Genomic DNA, 19,787 nt, shown 5'->3' on the forward strand with positions numbered 1-19,787 from the left:
CAATGGACAATGAGTTCAAAGTTGTCATATTATTTTTAGACATCTCCTTTTCTAATTAATAATATAAAATTTTACAACAATTATTCTGTATATAGTTTAGACCAATCTTCAAACAATATTGCAGGAGATGGCTTAGCTTCTTCTATTCCCTTTAGATTCTTTTGAGCTGCCATTAAGTTTTGCTCATAGTCTATAGTGTAGATAGGAGCATCTTTAGATACATCTTGTTGTATTTGTTTGTATATTTCTTTACGTTTTTCTTTATCTAATTCAGTAAATCCTTTTTCCCATAAAGCATCTATTTCAGGGTTAGAATATTTAGTTTGATTACAATATTGTCCTGTTTCAAACATACCTCTATATGGGTTTGGTTCTAATCCCCAAGCATAACCATTTACATACATATCACACTCAGTACTATTACTGAATAATACATTGAAGAAAGCTTTACTTTCATAAGGAACTATTTCAGCTTCTATATCTATTTTTTTCAACTCTTGTTGAGCTACTAGAGCATAGTTTTTATGACCAAATCTACCTGTGTTATAACCTATTTTTAGTTTATCAATTTTAACACCACTCTTAGCTAATAAGTCTTTAGCTTTATTTGCATCTTGGTCATATCCTTCAACACCTTCTTCTGTATAGAAGTCTGCTTCTGGAACTAATATAGATTTTGCAGGAACAGAACCTTCTTTTCCATATGCTGATTCTATCATTTCATTTCTATTTAGAGCATATGATAAAGCTTGTCTTACTTCTTTATTAGCCATATTTGTTATATTTTGGTTAAATACAATATAGTTTAATCTTTCCTCACTATAAGTATAAGTTTGTAAGTTTGAATTTGATTTTGCTTTTTCGTATCCTTCAGCAGATGTCTTCATAAGTGAAATTTCACCATTGTTTAAAGCAGCTTCTTGAGATGCTTCATTAGGTATTATTTTTAATGCTATAGAGTCTGCTTTTGCTTCTCCACCAAAGTAATCTGTATTTTTTTCAAATACTATACTTTCACCTTTTTTCCATTCTTTAAATTTGAATGCACCAGAACCAACTGGATTATTATTTTTTTCTGATTTAGCTATGTTTGATTCACCTTCAAATACATGTTTAGGTATTGGAGCAATCTTAGAGATACCATATAAGAAAGAGTCACTTGCAGTAGGTAAGGTAATTTTAACAGTTAAATCATCAGTTTTTTCTACTTTAACTGGTTTTTCACCTACTAATAAGTATTGTCTTGATGGAGAATTTTGTTTTTCATCTAAAACTGTATTAAATGTAAATAAAACATCATCAGCAGTTATTGGTTTTCCATCATGCCATTTTAAATCAGATTTTAAATTTATAGTTAGTTCTTTACTATCTTTAAAATCTATTTTTTCTGCTAAATAATTTACTAAATTTCCTTTTTCATAAGTATAAAGAGGAGCATAAACTATATTTGATGCAAGAGAATCTTCTTTAACATTTGCAAAAGCACCATTGATTATATCTGGGTCACTTGCCATAGGGATTACAACAGTTCCACCAGATTTACTTTCTCCTGCACTGGATTTGTCTTTATCATTTGAACTACAAGCTGTAAATGTAAGCATTAATGATGAAACTAAGATTAATGATGCCAATTTTTTGAACTTCATATCTTATAAAACCTCCTAAAATAATATTTAACACATATCCTTTATTTTATAATAATAATCATTATTAAATCAATAAGTATAGAAATTAACTATTGTGTCGATTTGATTGATAGAAAAAACAATAAAATGTAAAAAGAAGTTGTATTTTAAAATTTTATGAAATAAAATCAGAAAGTGTATGTTATTTTAAGCAATTATGCTGAGAGGAGAAAATAATGAATAAAACACTAGTTGAGTTTAAAGATTTAAAAGTGTATTTTCATACAGATAAAGGTATTGTGAAAAGTGTAAATGGAGTAAGTTTTGATATAAATGAAGGAGAAACAGTTGGGATAGTTGGAGAATCTGGATGTGGTAAATCTGTAACAGCAATGTCTTTGATGAAACTAATTCCAACATCAAAAATAGAAAGTGGGGAAATAATTTTTCAAGGAAAAGATATTTTAAAAATGAAAGAAAATGAACTTAGACAAATAAGAGGTAATGAAATATCTATGATTTTTCAAGAACCAATGTCTTCTCTAAATCCAGCATTTACGGTTGGAAATCAAATTATTGAAGGGGTAATGCTACATCAAGGTTTATCAAAAGAAGAAGCTAAAAAAAAGGTAATAGATATGATAAAACTGGTAGAGATACCAAGAGCTAAAGAAATATATGATTCTTATCCACATGAATTGTCAGGTGGTATGAGACAGAGAATAATGATAGCTATGGCTTTATCTTGTAACCCCAAATTACTTATAGCCGATGAACCTACAACAGCTCTAGATGTTACTATTCAAGCCCAAGTTTTAGATATAATGAAAAATATAAAAGAAAAATTAAATACATCTATAATGATGATTACACATGATTTGGGAGTAGTTGCAGAAATGTGTGACAGAGTAGTTGTAATGTATGCGGGTAAAATTATAGAAGTAGCAGATGTTGTTGAGTTGTTTAAAAATCCAAAACATCCTTATACTATTGGACTTTTAAAGTCAAAGCCTATTCTTGGTAAAAATGTAGGTAATAGATTATATTCAATTCCAGGACAAGTACCCAATCCAATTGGTATCCCAGATTCATGTTATTTTAGTGATAGATGTGAAAAAGTACGTGACAAATGTAGAACTCAAATACCTCCTTTAATAAAACTACAAAATGGTCATAGTATCGCATGTTGGTTATATAAAAAGGAGGAGATATAAATGAAAAAAGAAGAAAGTTTATTAAAAGTAGAAGGTCTTAAAAAATATTTTGAAGTTAATTCTGGATTATTTAATAAGGAAGTCAAATATGTAAAGGCTGTGGATGGAGTATCTTTTGATTTAAAAAAGGGAGAAACTTTAGCTATAGTTGGAGAATCTGGGTGTGGAAAATCAACAACAGGAAGAGCTATTCTTAGATTAATAGAAAAAACGGAAGGTACAGTTGAATTTAATGGTATTGATATATATAAGTTAGAAAAGGAAGAACTTAGAAAGTTAAGACCAAAAATGCAGATGATTTTTCAAGACCCATATAGTTCGTTAAATCCAAGACTAAATGTAGAACAAATAGTATCTGAGGCTGTTATAGAACATAATTTAGTACCAAAGAGTGAGATAAAAGAGAATATATTAAATATCATAGAAAATTGTGGTCTTTCTAAGTATCATTTAAATAGAAAACCAGGAGAGTTTTCAGGTGGTCAGAGACAAAGAATAGGTATAGCAAGAGCTTTAGCATTAAATCCAGAGTTTATAGTTTGTGATGAGCCTGTTTCTGCTTTGGATGTTTCTATTCAATCACAAATTATAAATTTACTTATGGATTTACAAGATAAATATAAACTTTCATATTTGTTTATATCTCATGATTTGAGTGTTGTAAATCATATTGCACATAGAGTTTGTGTTATGTATCTAGGTTCTGTAATAGAAATTGCGACAAAAGAAGAACTTTATTTGTATTCTCAACACCCATATACAAAAGCACTTATGAGTGCAGTACCAGTACAAGACCCCACAATCCAGAAAAATAGAATTATATTAAAGGGAGATATTCCGTCTCCAACAAACCCACCCTCTGGATGTAAGTTCCATACAAGATGTCCTTATTGTAAGGAAATATGCAAAATAGAAGTGCCAGCTTTAAAGGAAATCTCAAAAAATCATCTTGTTGCATGTCACTTAGTATAGAGGTTTTCAAAATTAAATTTAACATATATAATAAAAATAATAGTTAGATTTTCTTAAAAATATGATGAATATACTTGAAGGAGAATCGCTATTAAATGATGTTGCAGGAGTAGTAGCATTTAAAGTTGCAGTACTTGCTACTGTTACAGGCTTTTTTTCAATAAAAGAAGTAGGTATTCAATTTTTGATTACTGCACTTGGAGGCATAATAGTAGGAAGTATCTTAGGATATGTAATTATAAACATAAGACTTAGTTTGCATAAGTGGAATTTAGAAGAAATCCCAATGGTAATAGTTATACAGATAATGACTCCACTTTTTGTATATTTTGCGTCAGAAGAGTTGGGGATATCTGGAATTTTAACGGTTGTAATGGCAGGTATAGCCCATGGAATTGAAAAAGAACATTTACAAAATACAACCACTAAATTGAGAATAATATCAGATAATACATGGTATGTTTTAGAGTATGTATTAAATGGGTTCGTTTTTACATTACTTGGTTTTTTGTTACCAGGTATATATCAAGGAATTGTTACTAAAAACGAAAAAATAGCATTAAATTTAACTTTTATTGCTATTTTAATTGTAGTTATTTTATTTATTATAAGATTTATATGGGTATATTTATAGCATAGTTCTTTTATAAAAACTAAGAAAAATCCTTTAAATAATTTCTTTATAGGTTTTTTAGGATTTAAGAATGAAGAAGATGAAAAAGATGATACTTCTAGATGGAAATATTCATTAATAGTTGCTACTTGTGGTGTTCATGGTACATTTACACTTGCAACTGCTCTGTCTATACCATTTTACCTAGACAATAAAGATATGTTTCCAATGAGAGATATTGTTTTGTTTATATCATCAGAAGTCATACTTATAAGTTTATTACTAGCAACAGTTTTATTACCAATACTATTAAAAAAGAATGTACAAAAGTCAGAAAACTTATTGTCTGATGGAGAGGCATATAAATTAATTTTAAAAGAGGCTATTTTAAAACTTAGCAATGAAAAAGCTCAAGAGGTACAGCCAGTAATACATGACTTAAATGAGCAGTTAGTAGATTTAGAAAAAGGGATATTAAATACTCCAGATAACAAAATCATAAATATGATGATTGCAGAGGAAGATAATCAAGGTTTAATAGCTGTTAATAAATTATTGAATGATGGAAAAATTTCTGGGAGAGCATTTGAATTATATAGATTTTATATTACGAAGTCGAGAAAATCTGTCCAAAAATCAATATTTAAGATTGTAAAATTAAAAGTAAGTATGTGGATTATAGATAGAAAAGTAAAAACAGAAGTAAAAGAAAAGATTACAAAAATAATATCTGAAAATAAGGAGCTAATTAAAGAGTTTCACCATGCATATGCACTTTCTACAAAGACAGCTATATCATTTATAAATAAAAATATTAATGAAGATAATAGGCATGAATCATTAATAGTAATTAGATTTTACAATCGTTATTTAAATTGGTTAACTAGAAAAATTCATAATGATGATAAATTTGAAGCAAAAGTAGGATACTATAGATTAATGGCAATACAAAGTGAAAGAGATAGTATTCAACAATTAGTTGAAAGTAAACAAATATCAAGAGAAGTAGCTAAAGAATTATTGGAAAATATTCTTTATGATGAAATGATGATGATAGAATGAAAATTATAAACTGTATAATGTTTAAATTTTATTGGTACTAAAAAAATAGGAAATAGTTTTCAATAATTTGCTTGACATATATAATCATTTATAATAGAATAAAGCTATAAATTGAATACAATATTTATGAGCGTTAACAAACTGGATTGTTACTGGGAAGCAGGCAATACCTAAGTTAAGATATACAGGTGAATTGTATCTTAATTTAGGTGTTTTTTTATGAATAAGGGAAATTGTATTTTGGGAGAGATATTGATTATGATTATTCAACAAATTTACAATAATAATGTTGTATTAGTTTTAGATGAAAACCAAAAAAAAGAATTAATACTAACAGGATGTGGAATAGGATTTCAAAAAAAGAAGGGTCAAGAAGTAGATAAAAGTAAAATTGAAAGAACCTTTGTAACACAAGATGAAAGTTTTATAGATAAAATTGGAAAATTAGCAAGCCAGGTTGATGAAAAGTTTTTTGAGGTGAGCACAGAGGTAATTGCTCATGCAGAAGGCATTTTAAATACTGAGCTTTATGAGTACATATATGTAGCACTTACTGACCATATTGCATTTGCAATTAAAAGATATCATGAAAATATAACTATAAAAAATGATTTACTACATGAAATAAAAAGAATTCACAAAAAAGAATACGAAATTGGAAAATGGGCTGTAGATTATATAAATAAAGAATTTAATGTAGAGTTTCCTTTAGATGAGGCAGGATTTATAGCTATGCACATAGTAAATTCAAACTATAAAGGCAGTTCAAAGGAATCCCTGTTAATTACTAAAATTGTAAAAGACATACTCAATATTATAAGATATTATTATAGAGTTGAGTTTAAAGAAGATGATATAAATTATGATAGACTTCTTACACACTTAAAGTTTTTTGCAAATAGATTAGTAAAAAGAGAGGAACTCAATGATACTAATAATGATATTGTAGATATAATCAAGATAAAGTATGAAAAAGATTATAATTGTGCATATAAAATAAAGACACATGTAGAGAAAAATTATGATTACTATGTAAGTCAAGATGAACTATTATATTTAACACTACATATTAAAAGAGTTATATCTGTGTTGAATTCATAATAATATTACTAAATAAATATAAATTAAATATCGGTACTTAAGATACTGTGTAAAATTTAATAGAAATATAATAATTTTAAAACATTAAGGTTGTTACTGATAATGCAGGCAAGACTTAGGTTTATAAAAAAATTATAACAGTTTATTTTTAATTCTAAAATTAGGTTGATATAGGTTTATTTATATTAACATGAGATTTATTTTTAGGGTTAAAACTACTAGTGTAATTTTTTATAAGCTTAAGTCTTTTTTATTTAAAAAATATAAAATAATAAGGAGAGAGAAGTAAATGAAAAAAATATTTGGTGTTTTACAAAAAGTAGGAAAATCTTTAATGTTACCAGTTGCATTACTTCCAGCAGCAGGTATATTGCTTGGTGTAAGTAATGCTTTAGCAGGAGATGCGTTACTTGCTCATTTTCCAGCACTAGCAAATCCTACATTTCAACTTATAATAAGTATAATGGAAAGTTCAGGGCAAATTATATTCAATAACTTGCCTCTTATATTTGCAGTTGGTGTAGCTGTGGGTCTAACTGAAGGCGAAGGTGTAGCAGCATTGGCAGCTATAGTAGGTTTTTTAATCCTTAATACGTCTATGGGTGTTATGGCAGGTGTCACAGAAGATATGATAGATAATTCTATGTATGCAAGTATTGTTGGAATACCAACAATTCAAACAGGTGTATTTGGAGGTATCATAATAGGTATAGTAGCTGCTTATCTTTATAAAAAGTTTTATAAAATTGAACTACCTCAATACTTAGGCTTTTTTGCAGGTAAAAGATTTGTGCCTATTGTTACATCATTAGTCGCAATAGTAATAGGAATCATATTATCATTTATTTGGCCACCAATACAAGAAGGGTTACTTAGTTTTTCAAAAAATGTTATAGAAGCAAATCAAACATTAGCAGCATTTATGGAAGGGTCTCTAGAAAGATTATTAATACCTTTTGGTTTACATCATGTTTTCCATAATCCATTCTGGTATCAATTTGGAGAATATGTAAACAAAGCGGGTGAACTTGTAATGGGTGACCAAAAGATATTTTTTGCTCAACTTAAAGATGGGGTAAATTTCACAGCAGGTACTTTTATGACAGGTGCATTTCCATTTATGATGTTTGGTCTTCCGGCAGCAGCACTTGCTATGGTACATGAAGCAAAGCCAGAAAAGAGAAAGTTTGTAGCAGGAATAATGGCATCAGCTGCACTTACATCTTTTTTAACAGGAATAACTGAACCAATAGAGTTTGCATTTTTATTTGTTGCACCAGCATTATTTGTAGTACATTGTTTATTTTCAGGTTTATCATATGCAGTAATGCAACTATTAGGAGTTAAAATCGGATTCACATTTTCAGGCGGATTAATAGACTTCTTACTATTTGGTGTACTTCCTAATAGAACTCCATGGTATCTAGCTATTTTAGTAGGTATTGGATTTGCAGTATTATATTATAGTGTATTTAGATTTATGATAAGAAAGTTTAACCTAAAGACACCAGGAAGAGAAGATGAGTCAGAGTCTAGTGTGGAGACTAGTGAAATGTCAAAAGATGAGTTGGCATCAGAAATACTAATAGCTTTAGGAAATAAAGAAAATTTAAAAAGTTTAGATGCTTGTATAACAAGACTTAGATTAGTTGTAAATGATATAGATAAAGTGGATAAAGAAAAGTTGAAATCACTTGGAGCAGCAGGCGTAATGGTTATTGGAAACAATGTTCAAGCTATATTTGGTCCAAAATCAGATGCAATAAAATCTAATATAAAAGATATAATAGAGGGAAAAGTAAAGGTTGAAAAGACTGATATTAAAAATATAGATAAAAAGAAAACGGAAAAAAATAATAACATAGAAAACACTAATATAGGCGATACTTTGGTGGAAGAAGAAATTTATTCATTGACAAATGGAGAAATCTTAGATATAGAAGAAGTTCCAGACTCTGTATTTTCAAGTAAATTAATGGGAGATGGATTTGCAATTAAATCTGACGATGGATTAATTTATTCACCAGTAGATGGAACTATTGGAGTTGTATTTCCAACTAAACATGCAATAATAATCAAATCTAAAAAAACTGGAGTAGAAATACTTATACATTTAGGTATAGAGACTGTAAACTTAGAGGGAAATGGGTTTGAAGTATTTGTAAATGTAGGAGATGAAGTGAAGTCAGGGGATAAACTGATTAAGATGGATTTAGAATATATTGAAAAAAATGGTTTATCAACAATGAGTCCAGTAGTGTTTACGAATTTAGAACAAAATCAGAAGTTAAATATTAAAAAGGGAAAAGTTACAGCAAAAGAAAGTAATCGTGTAAGTATATTAAAAGGTAGTATTGAAAAAATTGGATAGACATATTAACTGAATAGATATATTAATGTGTATAATTAAAACATTATGAAGTTGAGTAATTATATAAGCATGATTTAAAGTTATATATTTTAGTTTAATTAATAAAAATATATGATTTATATTTCAATAAATTAGATGTATTAGTAAAATAGATATACTAATACCTCTAATTTTTTTGAAATAAAATTTATAATAATTATTTATTCATCTAACAAAGTACTATCTAAAGGGCTTTTATTGTTTGTATAGTTTTTAGGAGATACGCCATAATACTTTTTAAATGCCCTTACGAAGCTAGAATAATCATTAAATCCACATTTATTACAAACTTCACTCATAAGATAACCATTGATTATTAGTGACTTAGCTAAAATCAATCTTTTTTGAATTATATAATTGTGTATAGATGTTCCAGTATGAGATTTAAATCTTCTCATAAGATAATATTTGCTTATAAAAAATTCAGATGCAATGCTGTCTATAGAAAGTTTATTCTCTATATTTAAGTTTATATAGTTTAATATTTTTTTTATAGTTTCATCGTAAAATACATCTTCTATAGATTCTATGTTCTCTTTTTTTAAGAAAATTCTATTTAAAAATATCATAAGCTGTATGAACAAGGTATTTCTTAGTATTTCATTTCCAAATTCATTACTAGATTCAGAAATATTTATTTGCTCAATAAAAAGTTTGAGTGATTCAATGTCATGCATATTTAAACGTAGTAGATTACATTTATTTTCTGTGGCTATCTTAAAACATTTTTCTAAATCACTAGTATTATCACTGTTTTTTTTCATAAATTCTGGGCTAACCCATATTGCGATTCTTTCATAAAATACATTTGAATCAATAACTGGCTTGTGAATTTCATTATTGCTAATAAAAAGTATGTCCCAAGGTTTTAGTTTATATGGAATTCCTTCAACAAAATAAGTGACATTTCCATCTATAAATATAATTATCTTATTAAAATCGTGATTATGGTATTCAAATTCTATGTCTTTTTTATCTCTGATACTAAATATTTTAAAATTATCATTTAAGTATCCAATTTTATTGTCTGTAGTTTTCATAAAAGACCTCTCTTAGATTATATTATAGAGAATTATAGAGCATTTTTTGCAATATTTCAAGCATTTTTAACCATTCACATAGTAAAAAATTCTTAATATAATATTACATGAAGTGTAATTTTAGCAAAAAGAGTTTAAAGGGAGGAAAGCATTTATGAAATTAAATGATATTATACAGGGGTTGGATATAATCAGTGTCAAAGGTGAATTAAATATAGATATTAATAATGTACAATATGATTCAAGAAAGGTTACAGAAGGTACATTATTTGTATGTATAAAAGGATTTGTGTCAGATGGTCATAAGTATATAAAAGATGCTATAAACAAAGGAGCAAAAGCTTTTATTGTTGAAGAAGATGTAGACATAAAAGGATATACGTTTATAAAAGTAAAAAATACAAGAGAAGATATGGCAAAGATAGCTGACAATTTTTATAATCATCCATCACAAAAATTTAATGTTATAGGAGTTACAGGTACTAACGGAAAAACTAGTATAACTACTATACTAAACGAAATATTAACTTTGAATAAAAATAAAGTTGGTCTTATCGGTACTATAAAAATATTTGATGGTGAAAAAGACATTATTTCTAATTCAACAACTCCAGAAAGTATAGATTTACAATATCATTTTAGTAATATGTTAAATAATGGATGTGATTACTGTGCTATGGAAGTTTCATCACACTCATTAGCATTAAATAGAGTTGATGAAACCGACTTTAAACTGGGAATATTCACAAACTTAACACCAGACCATTTAGACTTTCACAAAGATTTAGAAGATTATAGAAAAGCTAAAGAAAAATTATTTTTTAAGACTACTATGGCAAACATAATAAATATAGATGATGAGGGTGGTAAAAAGATATACGAAAATATAAAAGGTATAGATGTTCCTTGTTACACATATGGAGTTGAAAATAATGCTGATTTTATGGCTAGAGATATAAAATCAGATTCAGATGGTGTATCTTATAGATTAATAACTCCTTCTTATGAAGAAGTTATATTTATACCAGTTCCAGGAATGTTTACAGTATATAATACCTTAGCTGTTATAGCTGCTTGTTATATACTTGGCATACCTAAACCAGTATATAAAGAAGGTCTTAGACTTTCTAGTGGAGTATCAGGAAGGTTTGAAACAGTACCAAACGATAAAGGTATAAGTGTAATTGTTGATTATGCTCATACTCCTGATGCACTTGAAAATGTATTAAAAACAACTCAACAATTTGCAGAAGGAAAAATAATTTCTGTATTTGGATGTGGTGGAGATAGAGATACTGAAAAGAGACCTTTAATGGGTGCTATTGGACAAAAATATTCTGACATATGTATTGTAACTTCTGATAATCCAAGAACTGAAGAACCAGAAGCAATAATAAAGGATATACTTGAAGGAATAGATAAGGAAAAAGAAAATTATCATGTTGTTGCTGATAGAAAGCAAGCTATAGAAGAAGCTATAAGTATGGCAAAAAAAGATGATGTTGTAATTATAACAGGTAAAGGGCATGAAAATTACCAAATAATAGGTAAAGTTAAGCATCATTTTGATGATAAAGAGGTTGCCAATGAATGTTTAAGTAAAATGTAAGGTAAAAATTTAATAAAATATATATTTTAAGAATATAATATCAAAATTATTTTGATATTATATTCTTTTTATGTTAGTGGACATTAATACAAATTATGTTAGTAACCCTTAATATAAATAATATAATTTATTAAAATTGTATTACTTATATTAATTAATTTTTTATTGTAATAAAGTTGATAATTTTGTATAATTACAGTAAATATGGAAAAATAAGTATTGTCGTAAATTTGTTAGAATAATTAATATAAAATAATAATTATATACATATAGATTCCGGAAAGGCAGGAAGCATGATGTTGGGTGATGCAAAAAATAATAGGCAGGGTTTATCCATAATTGCTATCATAAGTATCTTAGTAGTTACAATTTCCTGTTTGATTTATGGTTCGAAGTTGAATAAGACACTGGGTGAGGAAACGAATCAATATCTTTCAGAAATAGCAAATCAAAGTGTCAATGTGTTAAAAAAACAAATTAATGGCGATATAAAATTGTTACAATCAATTTCAATATGTATTGAAGGAGAAGAATCTTTTGAATTGGACAATATTCTTTCAATACTTAAAAGAGAATCTGTCAATAGCTCCTTTAAAAGAATGGGCGTTATTCTACCAGATGGTATGGCATATACTACAGATGGTTATGTAGAAGATTTTTCTAAGAGAGATTATTTTTCCAAGTCAATGCAAGGAGAAGTAGTCATAACAGGTAAGTTAAAAGATGTAATAAAAGACTATAAAGACATTAATGTGTACTCTGTACCAATTTATAAGGGGAACAAGATTATTGGTGTTATATTTGCTACACATAGTACAAAGTTATATGAAAAGATACTCTCTGTACCAACGTTTAATGGAAAAGGATATTCTTATATAGCTAATAGTAGTGGTGATATTGTTTTAAATCCAAGTAGTAAAAACGCAAATTCTAATATGGAAAATTTATTTTCATATATAAATAAAAGTAATGCCTTATCAAAATCTACTCTTAATGATATGAAGTTAAATATAAAAAATTCTAAATCAGGTTCATTAAGTTATAATATGTCTGGAAAAGGATATTATTTAAGTTATGCTCCAATAGGAATTAATGATTGGTATCTTTTTTCTGAAGTTCCTAGAACTGCTGTATCTGAAAAATCATATGCTATTATAAAACTTACACTATCAGCATGTATAGTTTTAATTGTGATATTTACATCATTAATAATTTATATCTTGATTATGCAAAAAAAGGGCAAGGAAAGATTAGAAGAATTTGCATTTAAAGATAGCATTACAGGAATTGGAAATTCAAATAAATTTAATCTGGAAGGTGGTAAATTTTTATCCACTCATGAGAAAAAGAATCTAGTTTTAATTTATTTTGATATAGATAAATTTAAGTTAGTAAATGATAGATTTGGATATGAAGAGGGAGATAGAGTATTAAGAAAAATTGCAGAGATGATTGAAAATATGTTTAAAGAACAGTCTGTATTTTCAAGAATTTCAAATGATAATTTTGCTATAATATTTGAAAAAAAGAAGGATAAAGAATCAGTTATAGAGATATGTGAAATTATGCGTAAAAAATTATCTATGATAAAAACTAGCTTAGAGGTGGAACTTAATCTGATACCATCTATAGGAGTATATTTTATTGAAGATGGAGAAACAAATATATCTACTTGTCTTGATAAAGCTATGATTGCAAAGACTACAGTAAAAAGAAAATACTTAAAAGTGTATGAAATTTATGCTGAGAATTTAAAGGAAACTCTTATAGAAGAACGTGATATTGAGCAAGAGATGCACGATGCTTTAAAAAATGAACAATTTAAGGTATACTTTCAACCTAAAATTGAATTATCAACAGGTAAAATAGTAGGTTCTGAAGCTCTTGTACGTTGGCAACATCCAAAAAAGGGATTAATAAGTCCAGGTGTGTTTATTCCTATTTTTGAAAAGAATGGTTTTATAACAGAATTAGATATGTTTGTATTTATTCAAGTTTGTAAAAACTTTAAACGTTGGGAAAATGAAGGTTTGCCTAGATTTCCTATATCAGTAAATTTATCAAGAGTACATCTTGAAAATCCTGACTTTATAGAGAAGTTTGAAAACATTGCAAAAGAATATGATATTGAACCAAATTTAATTGAAATTGAACTAACAGAGAGTGCAATATTTGATAATACAAAAATGTTGTTTAAAATAATGCAAAATCTAAAGTCTGTAGGATTTAAAATATCTATGGATGATTTTGGTTCAGGTTATTCTTCTTTAAATATGCTTAAAGATATGCCAATTGATGTCTTGAAATTAGACAGACAATTTTTTATAACAGTAGAAGAAACAAAAAAGAGTCAAATTGTGGTTTCAAGCATTGTTCAGATGGCAAAGCAACTTGATATAAAAGTTGTTTCAGAGGGAGTTGAAACCTTAGAGCAAGCAGAGTTTTTAAGATTTATAGGATGTGATATGGCTCAAGGATTTTTATTTGCAAAGCCAATGCCAATAGAAGAATACGAAAAGTTGATATTAAATAGGAATGATATTGAAGGTATAAGTACAGATTAAAAAGCTTAGTACAAAATAAAATAAAGATTTGTAAGGAAAGTGAACTTTGTGTAGTCAAAGTTCACTTTATTTATGTAAGAACACCTTAGTATAAAAATATGAACTAGGTTTAGAGTATTACTTTACATTATATGGAGCATATGATATTTTCTAAAAGAGATATAATTTTTCTATGGGTAGAAGTTTTTAATTTGAGTATAACAGTTTGTGAATCTAAGGATATCAGCAATTATTCAAGTACTTAAGGGAGGAAAATTTTTGAGTAATATAACAATTCGGGAAATGGTAAATGATGAAAGAACGCTTGTTTGGAAAATTGGTAAATCTAGTTTTGGATTGGTTGAAGGGATGGCATTTAAAAAGCCTCAAAATGCTTTTCTTGCTATAATAGATGGTCATATTGTTGGTATGGCTTCCTATAAAATTTTTCCAGCAAAAAATGGCAAAAAAATTGGATATGTAGAAACAGCATATGTAAAGATGGGACATGAAGGTAAGGGAATAGGAGGTGAGCTTTACAAAAAAGTAACCATATTTTTAAAAGAACAAGGTTGTGAAACTACGACTGCTACTGTGAAGGACGATAATGTTGCATCATGGAAGTTGTTTGAAAATAATGGATATCATATTATAAGCTTTACACAAATGTTACAAAACTATGGGCTAATTAGTACAATACGATTGTGGTTTAATAGTACACTTGCTATTGCTTCTGGATTTCATTTATGGAGCACATTATCACGAAAAAATAGCTCATCAATTCAACAATTAGGAATCTATATTGTCTTAAACTTACTAATATCATTTCCTATTTTATTTTTTAGCAATAATTTTAATGATTTTGCTGTCAGAGTAGGTGCGTTTTTTTCATTACTGATTGTATCTTTACTTAGTGGATTAATTGCAACCCTGATTTCATCTGAAAAATGGAAGTTTATTGCTACAAGAGGTGGTTTGTTGATATCATTATTAATTACAATTTTGGGTGGTATATGGCCAGTGGTAGGTCGATTTTATCCAACAGAGTATAAGAGGAGTACTACATTTAGACGTAGTATGGGGATTGAAGGATTGTTTGAGTGGTTAGGAGTACTACTTTTTATTTTAGTAGTAGCAGTATTTGACAAACAATCAGAATTTTATGAATATATTATTTCCTTTGGGATAAGTTTTTTACTTTTTCATAGTATACCTTTTTATCCATTTGGATGTTTTGGTGGAAAGCGTATTTGGGATTACAGTAAAGTACTTTCATTGTTGACAATTATAATTTCTGTAGGAATACTATATAATTTTTAAAAGGAACAAGCCTTTGGTTAAACATGAATTTAAAGTTTGAAATAGTAAAATGAAGTTTTATAAGTTTTATTTTTTAATATTCTATATTTTTTTATTTAAAATATAGAATATTTTATTTTTATAAAAAAGAGAGTTTCTATTATGATTTTCAAAAATCAATTAGAAAAACTCTCTTTTTTATAAAATCTAAATAGCTATTATAATATAATAGAAATTTCTATTATTCTAATTTCTTTATTACAATACAATAGTTAAGATTGTAGATAAATAAACATTTTAAACATTAAATCTAAATAATATTACATCTCCATCTTTAACTATGTATTCTTTACCTTCTAATTTAACTAATCCTTTTTCTTTAGCAGCTGCCATAGTACCATGTTCAACTAAATCATTAAAAGCAATTGTTTCAGCTCTGATAAATCCTCTTTCTATGTCAGAATGTATTTTTCCTCCTGCTTGAGGTGCTTTACTTCCAAGCTTTATAGTCCATGCTCTAACCTCTTTTGGACCAGCTGTTAAGAATGAAATTAGACCAAGTAAGGCATAAGATGATTTTATAAGTTTATCAAGCCCTGATTGTTCAAGCCCTAGTGTTTCTAAAAATTCTTTCTTTTCTTCAGCAGAATCAAGTTCAGAAATTTCTGCTTCTATTTGTGCACATACAACAACAACTTCAGCATCTTCTGTTTCTGCAAATACCTTAACTTGTTGAACATACTTATTACTCTCTCCGTCATCTGCTAAATCATCTTCTGATACATTTGCAGCGTATATTACAGGTTTAGATGTAAGTAAATCTAATGAATTTACAAAGATTTGTTCATCTTCTGTAAATTGCATAGTTCTTACACACTTACTATTTTCTAGAGTAGCCATGATTGAATTTAATAAATCAAGTTCAGAACCTAAAGTTTTATCAGCTTTAGCGGCTTTTTGAGTTTTATGAATTCTTCTTTCAAGAATCTCTATGTCAGAGAAAATTAATTCTAAATTTATAGTTTCTATATCGCGAAGTGGTTCAACAGAACCATCTACATGTATAACATTTTCATCTTCAAAACATCTGACAACATGTACGATTGCATCAACTTCTCTTATATGTGATAAAAATTTATTTCCTAAGCCTTCTCCTTTAGAAGCCCCTCTAACTAAACCAGCTATGTCACAAAATTCTATGGCAGTAGGAACTATTTTTTCAGAGTTGTACAATTCTTTTAGTTTATCTAATCTTTCATCTGGAACAGATACAACTCCAACATTTGGGTCTATTGTACAAAAAGGGTAATTTGCAGATTCTGCACCTGCTTGAGTTATTGCGTTAAATAGTGTGCTTTTACCTACATTTGGTAAACCAACTATACCTAATTTCATATTAATCGTCCTCTCTCTTATTCTTTTTATATTCTTTATATAACTTTAAACAATCAATCTATAGGATTGTAAAATTGTTTTAATTATAGACATACATATTGATTATACATCATATATATGAAGCTTGTAAACTAGACTTTAAAGCAGAATGGTCTAAATAATTTTTAAATAAAAATATTACTTTTAGAAAATAATAAAAAGGATATAATTAAATAGAAGGTTTTTATATATAAGTATATACAATCAAAAATGAATAAATTTCAATTTTAAAATTGATGTTTAAATAAAAAATAGGAGGTACATATGGTTAATACTAAGAAAATAATAAATTTGGGTAATAATATTAATCTAACTTTGATAAAAACAGAAAAGTTTAAATCAAATCTTATAAGTTTGTATGTTCAGAGATTGTTGGATAAAAAAGAAACTACAAAAAATGCTTTGATACCATCAATAATAGCAAGCGGAAGTGAAAAATATCCTAGTGCTAGAGCAATATCCAATAAACTAGATGATTTATATGGTTCATCTATGGGAGCTGATGCTGTAAAGCGTGGAGAGCGTCAAGTACTAAGTTTTAAAATAATTAATATAAGTGAAAAGTATTTAGATGAAAACATATTTGAAGAAGTAGTAGAATTTTTTAATGAAGTAATAAATAATACACTTGTTGTGGATGGTGGATTTAAAGAAGAATATTTAAATATTGAAAAAGAAAATTTAAGAGATAAGATACAATCAATAATAAATGATAAAAAAGAATATGCACAAGATAAATGTATAGAAGCTATGTGTGAAAATGAAAAATACAGTATAAGTGAGTTTGGTTATGAAGATGAAATAGATAATATAACATCAAAAGACCTATATGAACATTATAGAAATATACTTAAAACATCTCCAATAGACATAGTTGTAGAAGGTGATTTTGATGAAGATAAGGTTGTAGACATAATAAGCAAGAATTTAAAATTCGAAAGAGAAGATATTATAGATATACCAAAAGAAGATTTCATAAAACATGTAGATGAAGTAAAAGTAGTAGACGAAAAAATGGAAATAACTCAAGGTAAGTTAGTTATGGGGTATAGAGCAAATGTAGATTATGTAGATAATGATAAATACTATGCTCTTGTGGTCGGAAGTAATGTATTAGGTGGTGGGCCACACTCTAAACTGTTTGTGAATGTAAGAGAAAAGGAAAGCTTATGCTATTATATTTTCTCTTCAATAGAGAAGTATAAAAGCATTATGCTTATATCATCTGGAATAGAAACTAAAGATTATGATAAAGCTGTAAAATTAATAAAAGAACAATTAGAAAGTCTAAAAGCAGGAGATATATCTGATGAAGAGTTAGAAAATAGTAAGCTTGCTTTAGTTAACTCTATGAAATCTATAACAGATAATATAGGTGGAATGTCTGATTTTGCTTTTTCTCAGTCTATGGCAAAGACAAATTCTGAAGTAGAAGACATAATATATAGTATAGAAAAAGTTACTAAAAAAGATATAGTCGAAGCTGTAAAAGATATAGAACTTGATACTGTATACTTTTTAAGAAATTAATGGAGGAGATGTCTATGGAAAAAATAGTTAATGATATATTAAGAGAAGAAGTTTATTATGAAAAATTACAAAATGGCTTAGATGTATACTTTATGCCAAAGAGAGGCTTCACAAAAAAATATGCTATTTTAGCTACTAATTATGGTTCAAATGACTTAGAATTTGTTCCAATAGGAGAAGATAAAAAGATTAGAGTAAATGAAGGAATTGCACATTTTCTAGAGCATAAGATGTTTGAACAACCTGATGGAGGAGATGCATTTGAAAAGTTTTCTAAATTGGGTGTAAGTGCAAATGCATTTACTAATTTTACAATGACAGCATACTTATTTTCAGCTACTGAAAATTTTTATGAGAGTTTAGAACACTTAATTGATTATGTTCAAACACCTTATTTTACAGATGAAAATGTTGAAAAGGAAAAAGGTATAATAGCGCAAGAGATAAAAATGTACAATGATGACCCAGACTGGAATGTATATTTTAATTGTCTAAGGGCTATGTATGTAAATTATCCTGCTAGAATTGATATAGCTGGTACAGTAGATAGTATATATAAGATAACTAAGGAAGAACTGTATAAATGCTATAATACTTTCTACAATCCAGGAAATATGGCTTTGTTTGTTGTTGGTGATTTAGATGTAGAAAAAGTCATAGATGTAACTAAAAAAGCAAATAATTATGATGTAGATAAGCTTTCTAAGAATATAGAACGATTTTATCCTGAAGAACCAGCAAATGTAAAGGAAAAAGAAGTTATAGAAAAGTTTCCTATATCTATACCTATGTTTAACATAGGTTTTAAAGATAATAATGTAGGTATAAAAGGAAAAGAACTTTTATGTAAAGAAATTGTAACTGACATACTTATAGGTATGTTATTTAAAAAGGGTAGCAAACTTTATGAAGATTTATATATGCAAGGTCTGATAAATGAAAATTTTGGAGCTGGATTTTCATCTCAAGTAGACTATGCTTTCAGTGTAATTGCTGGAGATTCTAAGGAACCTAAAAAAGTAAAAGAGATAATTCTTGAATATATAGAAAAAGCTAAAAAAGAAGGATTATCTAAAGAGGAATTTGAAAGAACTAAAAAGAAAAAAATTGGTTCATTTATTAAGTGTTTTGATTCTATAAACTTTATAGGAAATAGTTTTATATCTTATATATTTAAAGAGATAAATATTTTGGATTATTTAGATATTATTAAAGATGTTACTTTTGAGGAAGTTGAAGAAAGATTAAAAGAACACTTTAAAGAAGAGTATTGTGTTATTTCTATTGTAGAACCTAAGTAGAAAATTTGAACATTACAATGAGTAGCTAAATGCC

The 19,787-nt window shown here is 27.5% G+C and carries 14 protein-coding genes; 11 read left to right on the plus strand and 3 right to left on the minus strand.

The genetic code is table 11. From position 1 onward, the window contains the following. Positions 1-80: 80 nt before the first annotated feature. A complete protein-coding gene (locus tag KGF45_RS06730) occupies positions 81-1,646 on the minus strand; it encodes an ABC transporter substrate-binding protein (RefSeq protein ID WP_227842032.1) in 1,566 nt (521 codons plus the stop codon). Positions 1,647-1,861: 215 nt separating this feature from the next. Between KGF45_RS06730 and KGF45_RS06735 the strand changes: the two genes are divergently transcribed. The 6 genes from KGF45_RS06735 to ptsG all read left to right on the plus strand — a co-directional run bounded on the left by KGF45_RS06735 (position 1,862) and on the right by ptsG (position 8,958). Beyond that, positions 1,862-2,839: an ABC transporter ATP-binding protein gene (locus tag KGF45_RS06735; RefSeq protein ID WP_227842034.1), complete on the plus strand. Its 978-nt coding sequence runs from the start codon at positions 1,862-1,864 to the stop codon at positions 2,837-2,839. Next, positions 2,840-3,811 (plus strand): dipeptide ABC transporter ATP-binding protein, encoded by a 972-nt coding sequence (locus tag KGF45_RS06740; protein WP_227842036.1) that lies wholly within the window; start codon positions 2,840-2,842, stop codon positions 3,809-3,811. 64 nt (positions 3,812-3,875) lie between these two features. Beyond that, positions 3,876-4,445 carry a cation:proton antiporter gene (locus KGF45_RS06745; RefSeq protein WP_227842038.1) on the plus strand — a complete coding sequence of 190 codons (570 nt, stop codon included), beginning with the start codon at positions 3,876-3,878 and terminating at the stop codon, positions 4,443-4,445. 207 nt (positions 4,446-4,652) lie between these two features. After that, positions 4,653-5,486 carry a hypothetical protein gene (locus tag KGF45_RS06750; RefSeq protein ID WP_227842040.1) on the plus strand — a complete coding sequence of 278 codons (834 nt, stop codon included), beginning with the start codon at positions 4,653-4,655 and terminating at the stop codon, positions 5,484-5,486. Between the two features lie 258 nt (positions 5,487-5,744). Beyond that, positions 5,745-6,587, plus strand: a complete 843-nt coding sequence (gene licT / locus KGF45_RS06755) for a BglG family transcription antiterminator LicT (RefSeq protein ID WP_227842044.1) — start codon at positions 5,745-5,747, stop codon at positions 6,585-6,587. Positions 6,588-6,876: 289 nt separating this feature from the next. Further along, on the plus strand, positions 6,877-8,958 hold the full coding sequence (gene ptsG, locus KGF45_RS06760; RefSeq protein WP_227842046.1) for a glucose-specific PTS transporter subunit IIBC: 2,082 nt from the start codon (positions 6,877-6,879) through the stop codon (positions 8,956-8,958). A gap of 200 nt (positions 8,959-9,158) precedes the next feature. On the opposite strand, the gene KGF45_RS06765 is transcribed toward ptsG, so the two are convergent. Next, complete coding sequence (locus KGF45_RS06765) at positions 9,159-10,037, minus strand: AraC family transcriptional regulator (RefSeq protein ID WP_227842048.1); 879 nt, start codon at positions 10,035-10,037, stop codon at positions 9,159-9,161. Positions 10,038-10,191: 154 nt separating this feature from the next. On the opposite strand from KGF45_RS06765, the gene KGF45_RS06770 reads away from it, so the two are divergent. The 3 genes from KGF45_RS06770 (at position 10,192) to KGF45_RS06780 (ending at position 15,509) form a co-directional block, all read left to right on the plus strand. Next, on the plus strand, positions 10,192-11,646 hold the full coding sequence (locus tag KGF45_RS06770) for a UDP-N-acetylmuramoyl-L-alanyl-D-glutamate--2,6-diaminopimelate ligase (RefSeq protein ID WP_227842049.1): 1,455 nt from the start codon (positions 10,192-10,194) through the stop codon (positions 11,644-11,646). A gap of 296 nt (positions 11,647-11,942) precedes the next feature. Beyond that, positions 11,943-14,210, plus strand: coding sequence for an EAL domain-containing protein (locus KGF45_RS06775; protein ID WP_227842052.1), 2,268 nt, complete (start codon positions 11,943-11,945; stop codon positions 14,208-14,210). 258 nt (positions 14,211-14,468) lie between these two features. After that, a complete protein-coding gene (locus KGF45_RS06780) occupies positions 14,469-15,509 on the plus strand; it encodes a GNAT family N-acetyltransferase (protein ID WP_227829187.1) in 1,041 nt (346 codons plus the stop codon). A gap of 276 nt (positions 15,510-15,785) precedes the next feature. Here the strand turns inward: KGF45_RS06780 and ychF are convergent, their stop codons facing one another. After that, positions 15,786-16,883, minus strand: coding sequence for a redox-regulated ATPase YchF (ychF, locus tag KGF45_RS06785; RefSeq protein WP_227829186.1), 1,098 nt, complete (start codon positions 16,881-16,883; stop codon positions 15,786-15,788). A 303-nt stretch (positions 16,884-17,186) separates the two neighbouring features. Here ychF and yfmF point away from each other — a divergent pair, with 303 nt between their 5' ends. Then, positions 17,187-18,452: an EF-P 5-aminopentanol modification-associated protein YfmF gene (gene yfmF / locus KGF45_RS06790; RefSeq protein WP_227829185.1), complete on the plus strand. Its 1,266-nt coding sequence runs from the start codon at positions 17,187-17,189 to the stop codon at positions 18,450-18,452. A gap of 14 nt (positions 18,453-18,466) precedes the next feature. After that, complete coding sequence (gene yfmH, locus KGF45_RS06795) at positions 18,467-19,753, plus strand: EF-P 5-aminopentanol modification-associated protein YfmH (protein ID WP_227842054.1); 1,287 nt, start codon at positions 18,467-18,469, stop codon at positions 19,751-19,753. The last annotated feature ends 34 nt before the right edge of the window (positions 19,754-19,787 follow it).

It is taken from the genome of Clostridioides sp. ZZV14-6154, from assembly GCF_020657785.1.
GTDB lineage: Bacteria > Bacillota > Clostridia > Peptostreptococcales > Peptostreptococcaceae > Clostridioides.

Excerpts from the sequence above, each read along its gene's own strand:
- licT (WP_227842044.1), top strand. The coding sequence starts at position 5,745 with ATGATTATTCAACAAATTTACAATAATAATGTTGTATTAGTTTTAGAT.
- ptsG (WP_227842046.1), top strand. The coding sequence starts at position 6,877 with ATGAAAAAAATATTTGGTGTTTTACAAAAAGTAGGAAAATCTTTAATG.
- KGF45_RS06735 (WP_227842034.1), top strand. The coding sequence starts at position 1,862 with ATGAATAAAACACTAGTTGAGTTTAAAGATTTAAAAGTGTATTTTCAT.
- yfmF (WP_227829185.1), top strand. The coding sequence starts at position 17,187 with ATGGTTAATACTAAGAAAATAATAAATTTGGGTAATAATATTAATCTA.
- KGF45_RS06770 (WP_227842049.1), top strand. The coding sequence starts at position 10,192 with ATGAAATTAAATGATATTATACAGGGGTTGGATATAATCAGTGTCAAA.
- KGF45_RS06730 (WP_227842032.1), bottom strand. The coding sequence starts at position 1,646 with ATGAAGTTCAAAAAATTGGCATCATTAATCTTAGTTTCATCATTAATG.
- KGF45_RS06745 (WP_227842038.1), top strand. The coding sequence starts at position 3,876 with ATGAATATACTTGAAGGAGAATCGCTATTAAATGATGTTGCAGGAGTA.
- KGF45_RS06775 (WP_227842052.1), top strand. The coding sequence starts at position 11,943 with ATGTTGGGTGATGCAAAAAATAATAGGCAGGGTTTATCCATAATTGCT.
- KGF45_RS06750 (WP_227842040.1), top strand. The coding sequence starts at position 4,653 with ATGAGAGATATTGTTTTGTTTATATCATCAGAAGTCATACTTATAAGT.
- ychF (WP_227829186.1), bottom strand. The coding sequence starts at position 16,883 with ATGAAATTAGGTATAGTTGGTTTACCAAATGTAGGTAAAAGCACACTA.
- KGF45_RS06765 (WP_227842048.1), bottom strand. The coding sequence starts at position 10,037 with ATGAAAACTACAGACAATAAAATTGGATACTTAAATGATAATTTTAAA.
- KGF45_RS06740 (WP_227842036.1), top strand. The coding sequence starts at position 2,840 with ATGAAAAAAGAAGAAAGTTTATTAAAAGTAGAAGGTCTTAAAAAATAT.
- yfmH (WP_227842054.1), top strand. The coding sequence starts at position 18,467 with ATGGAAAAAATAGTTAATGATATATTAAGAGAAGAAGTTTATTATGAA.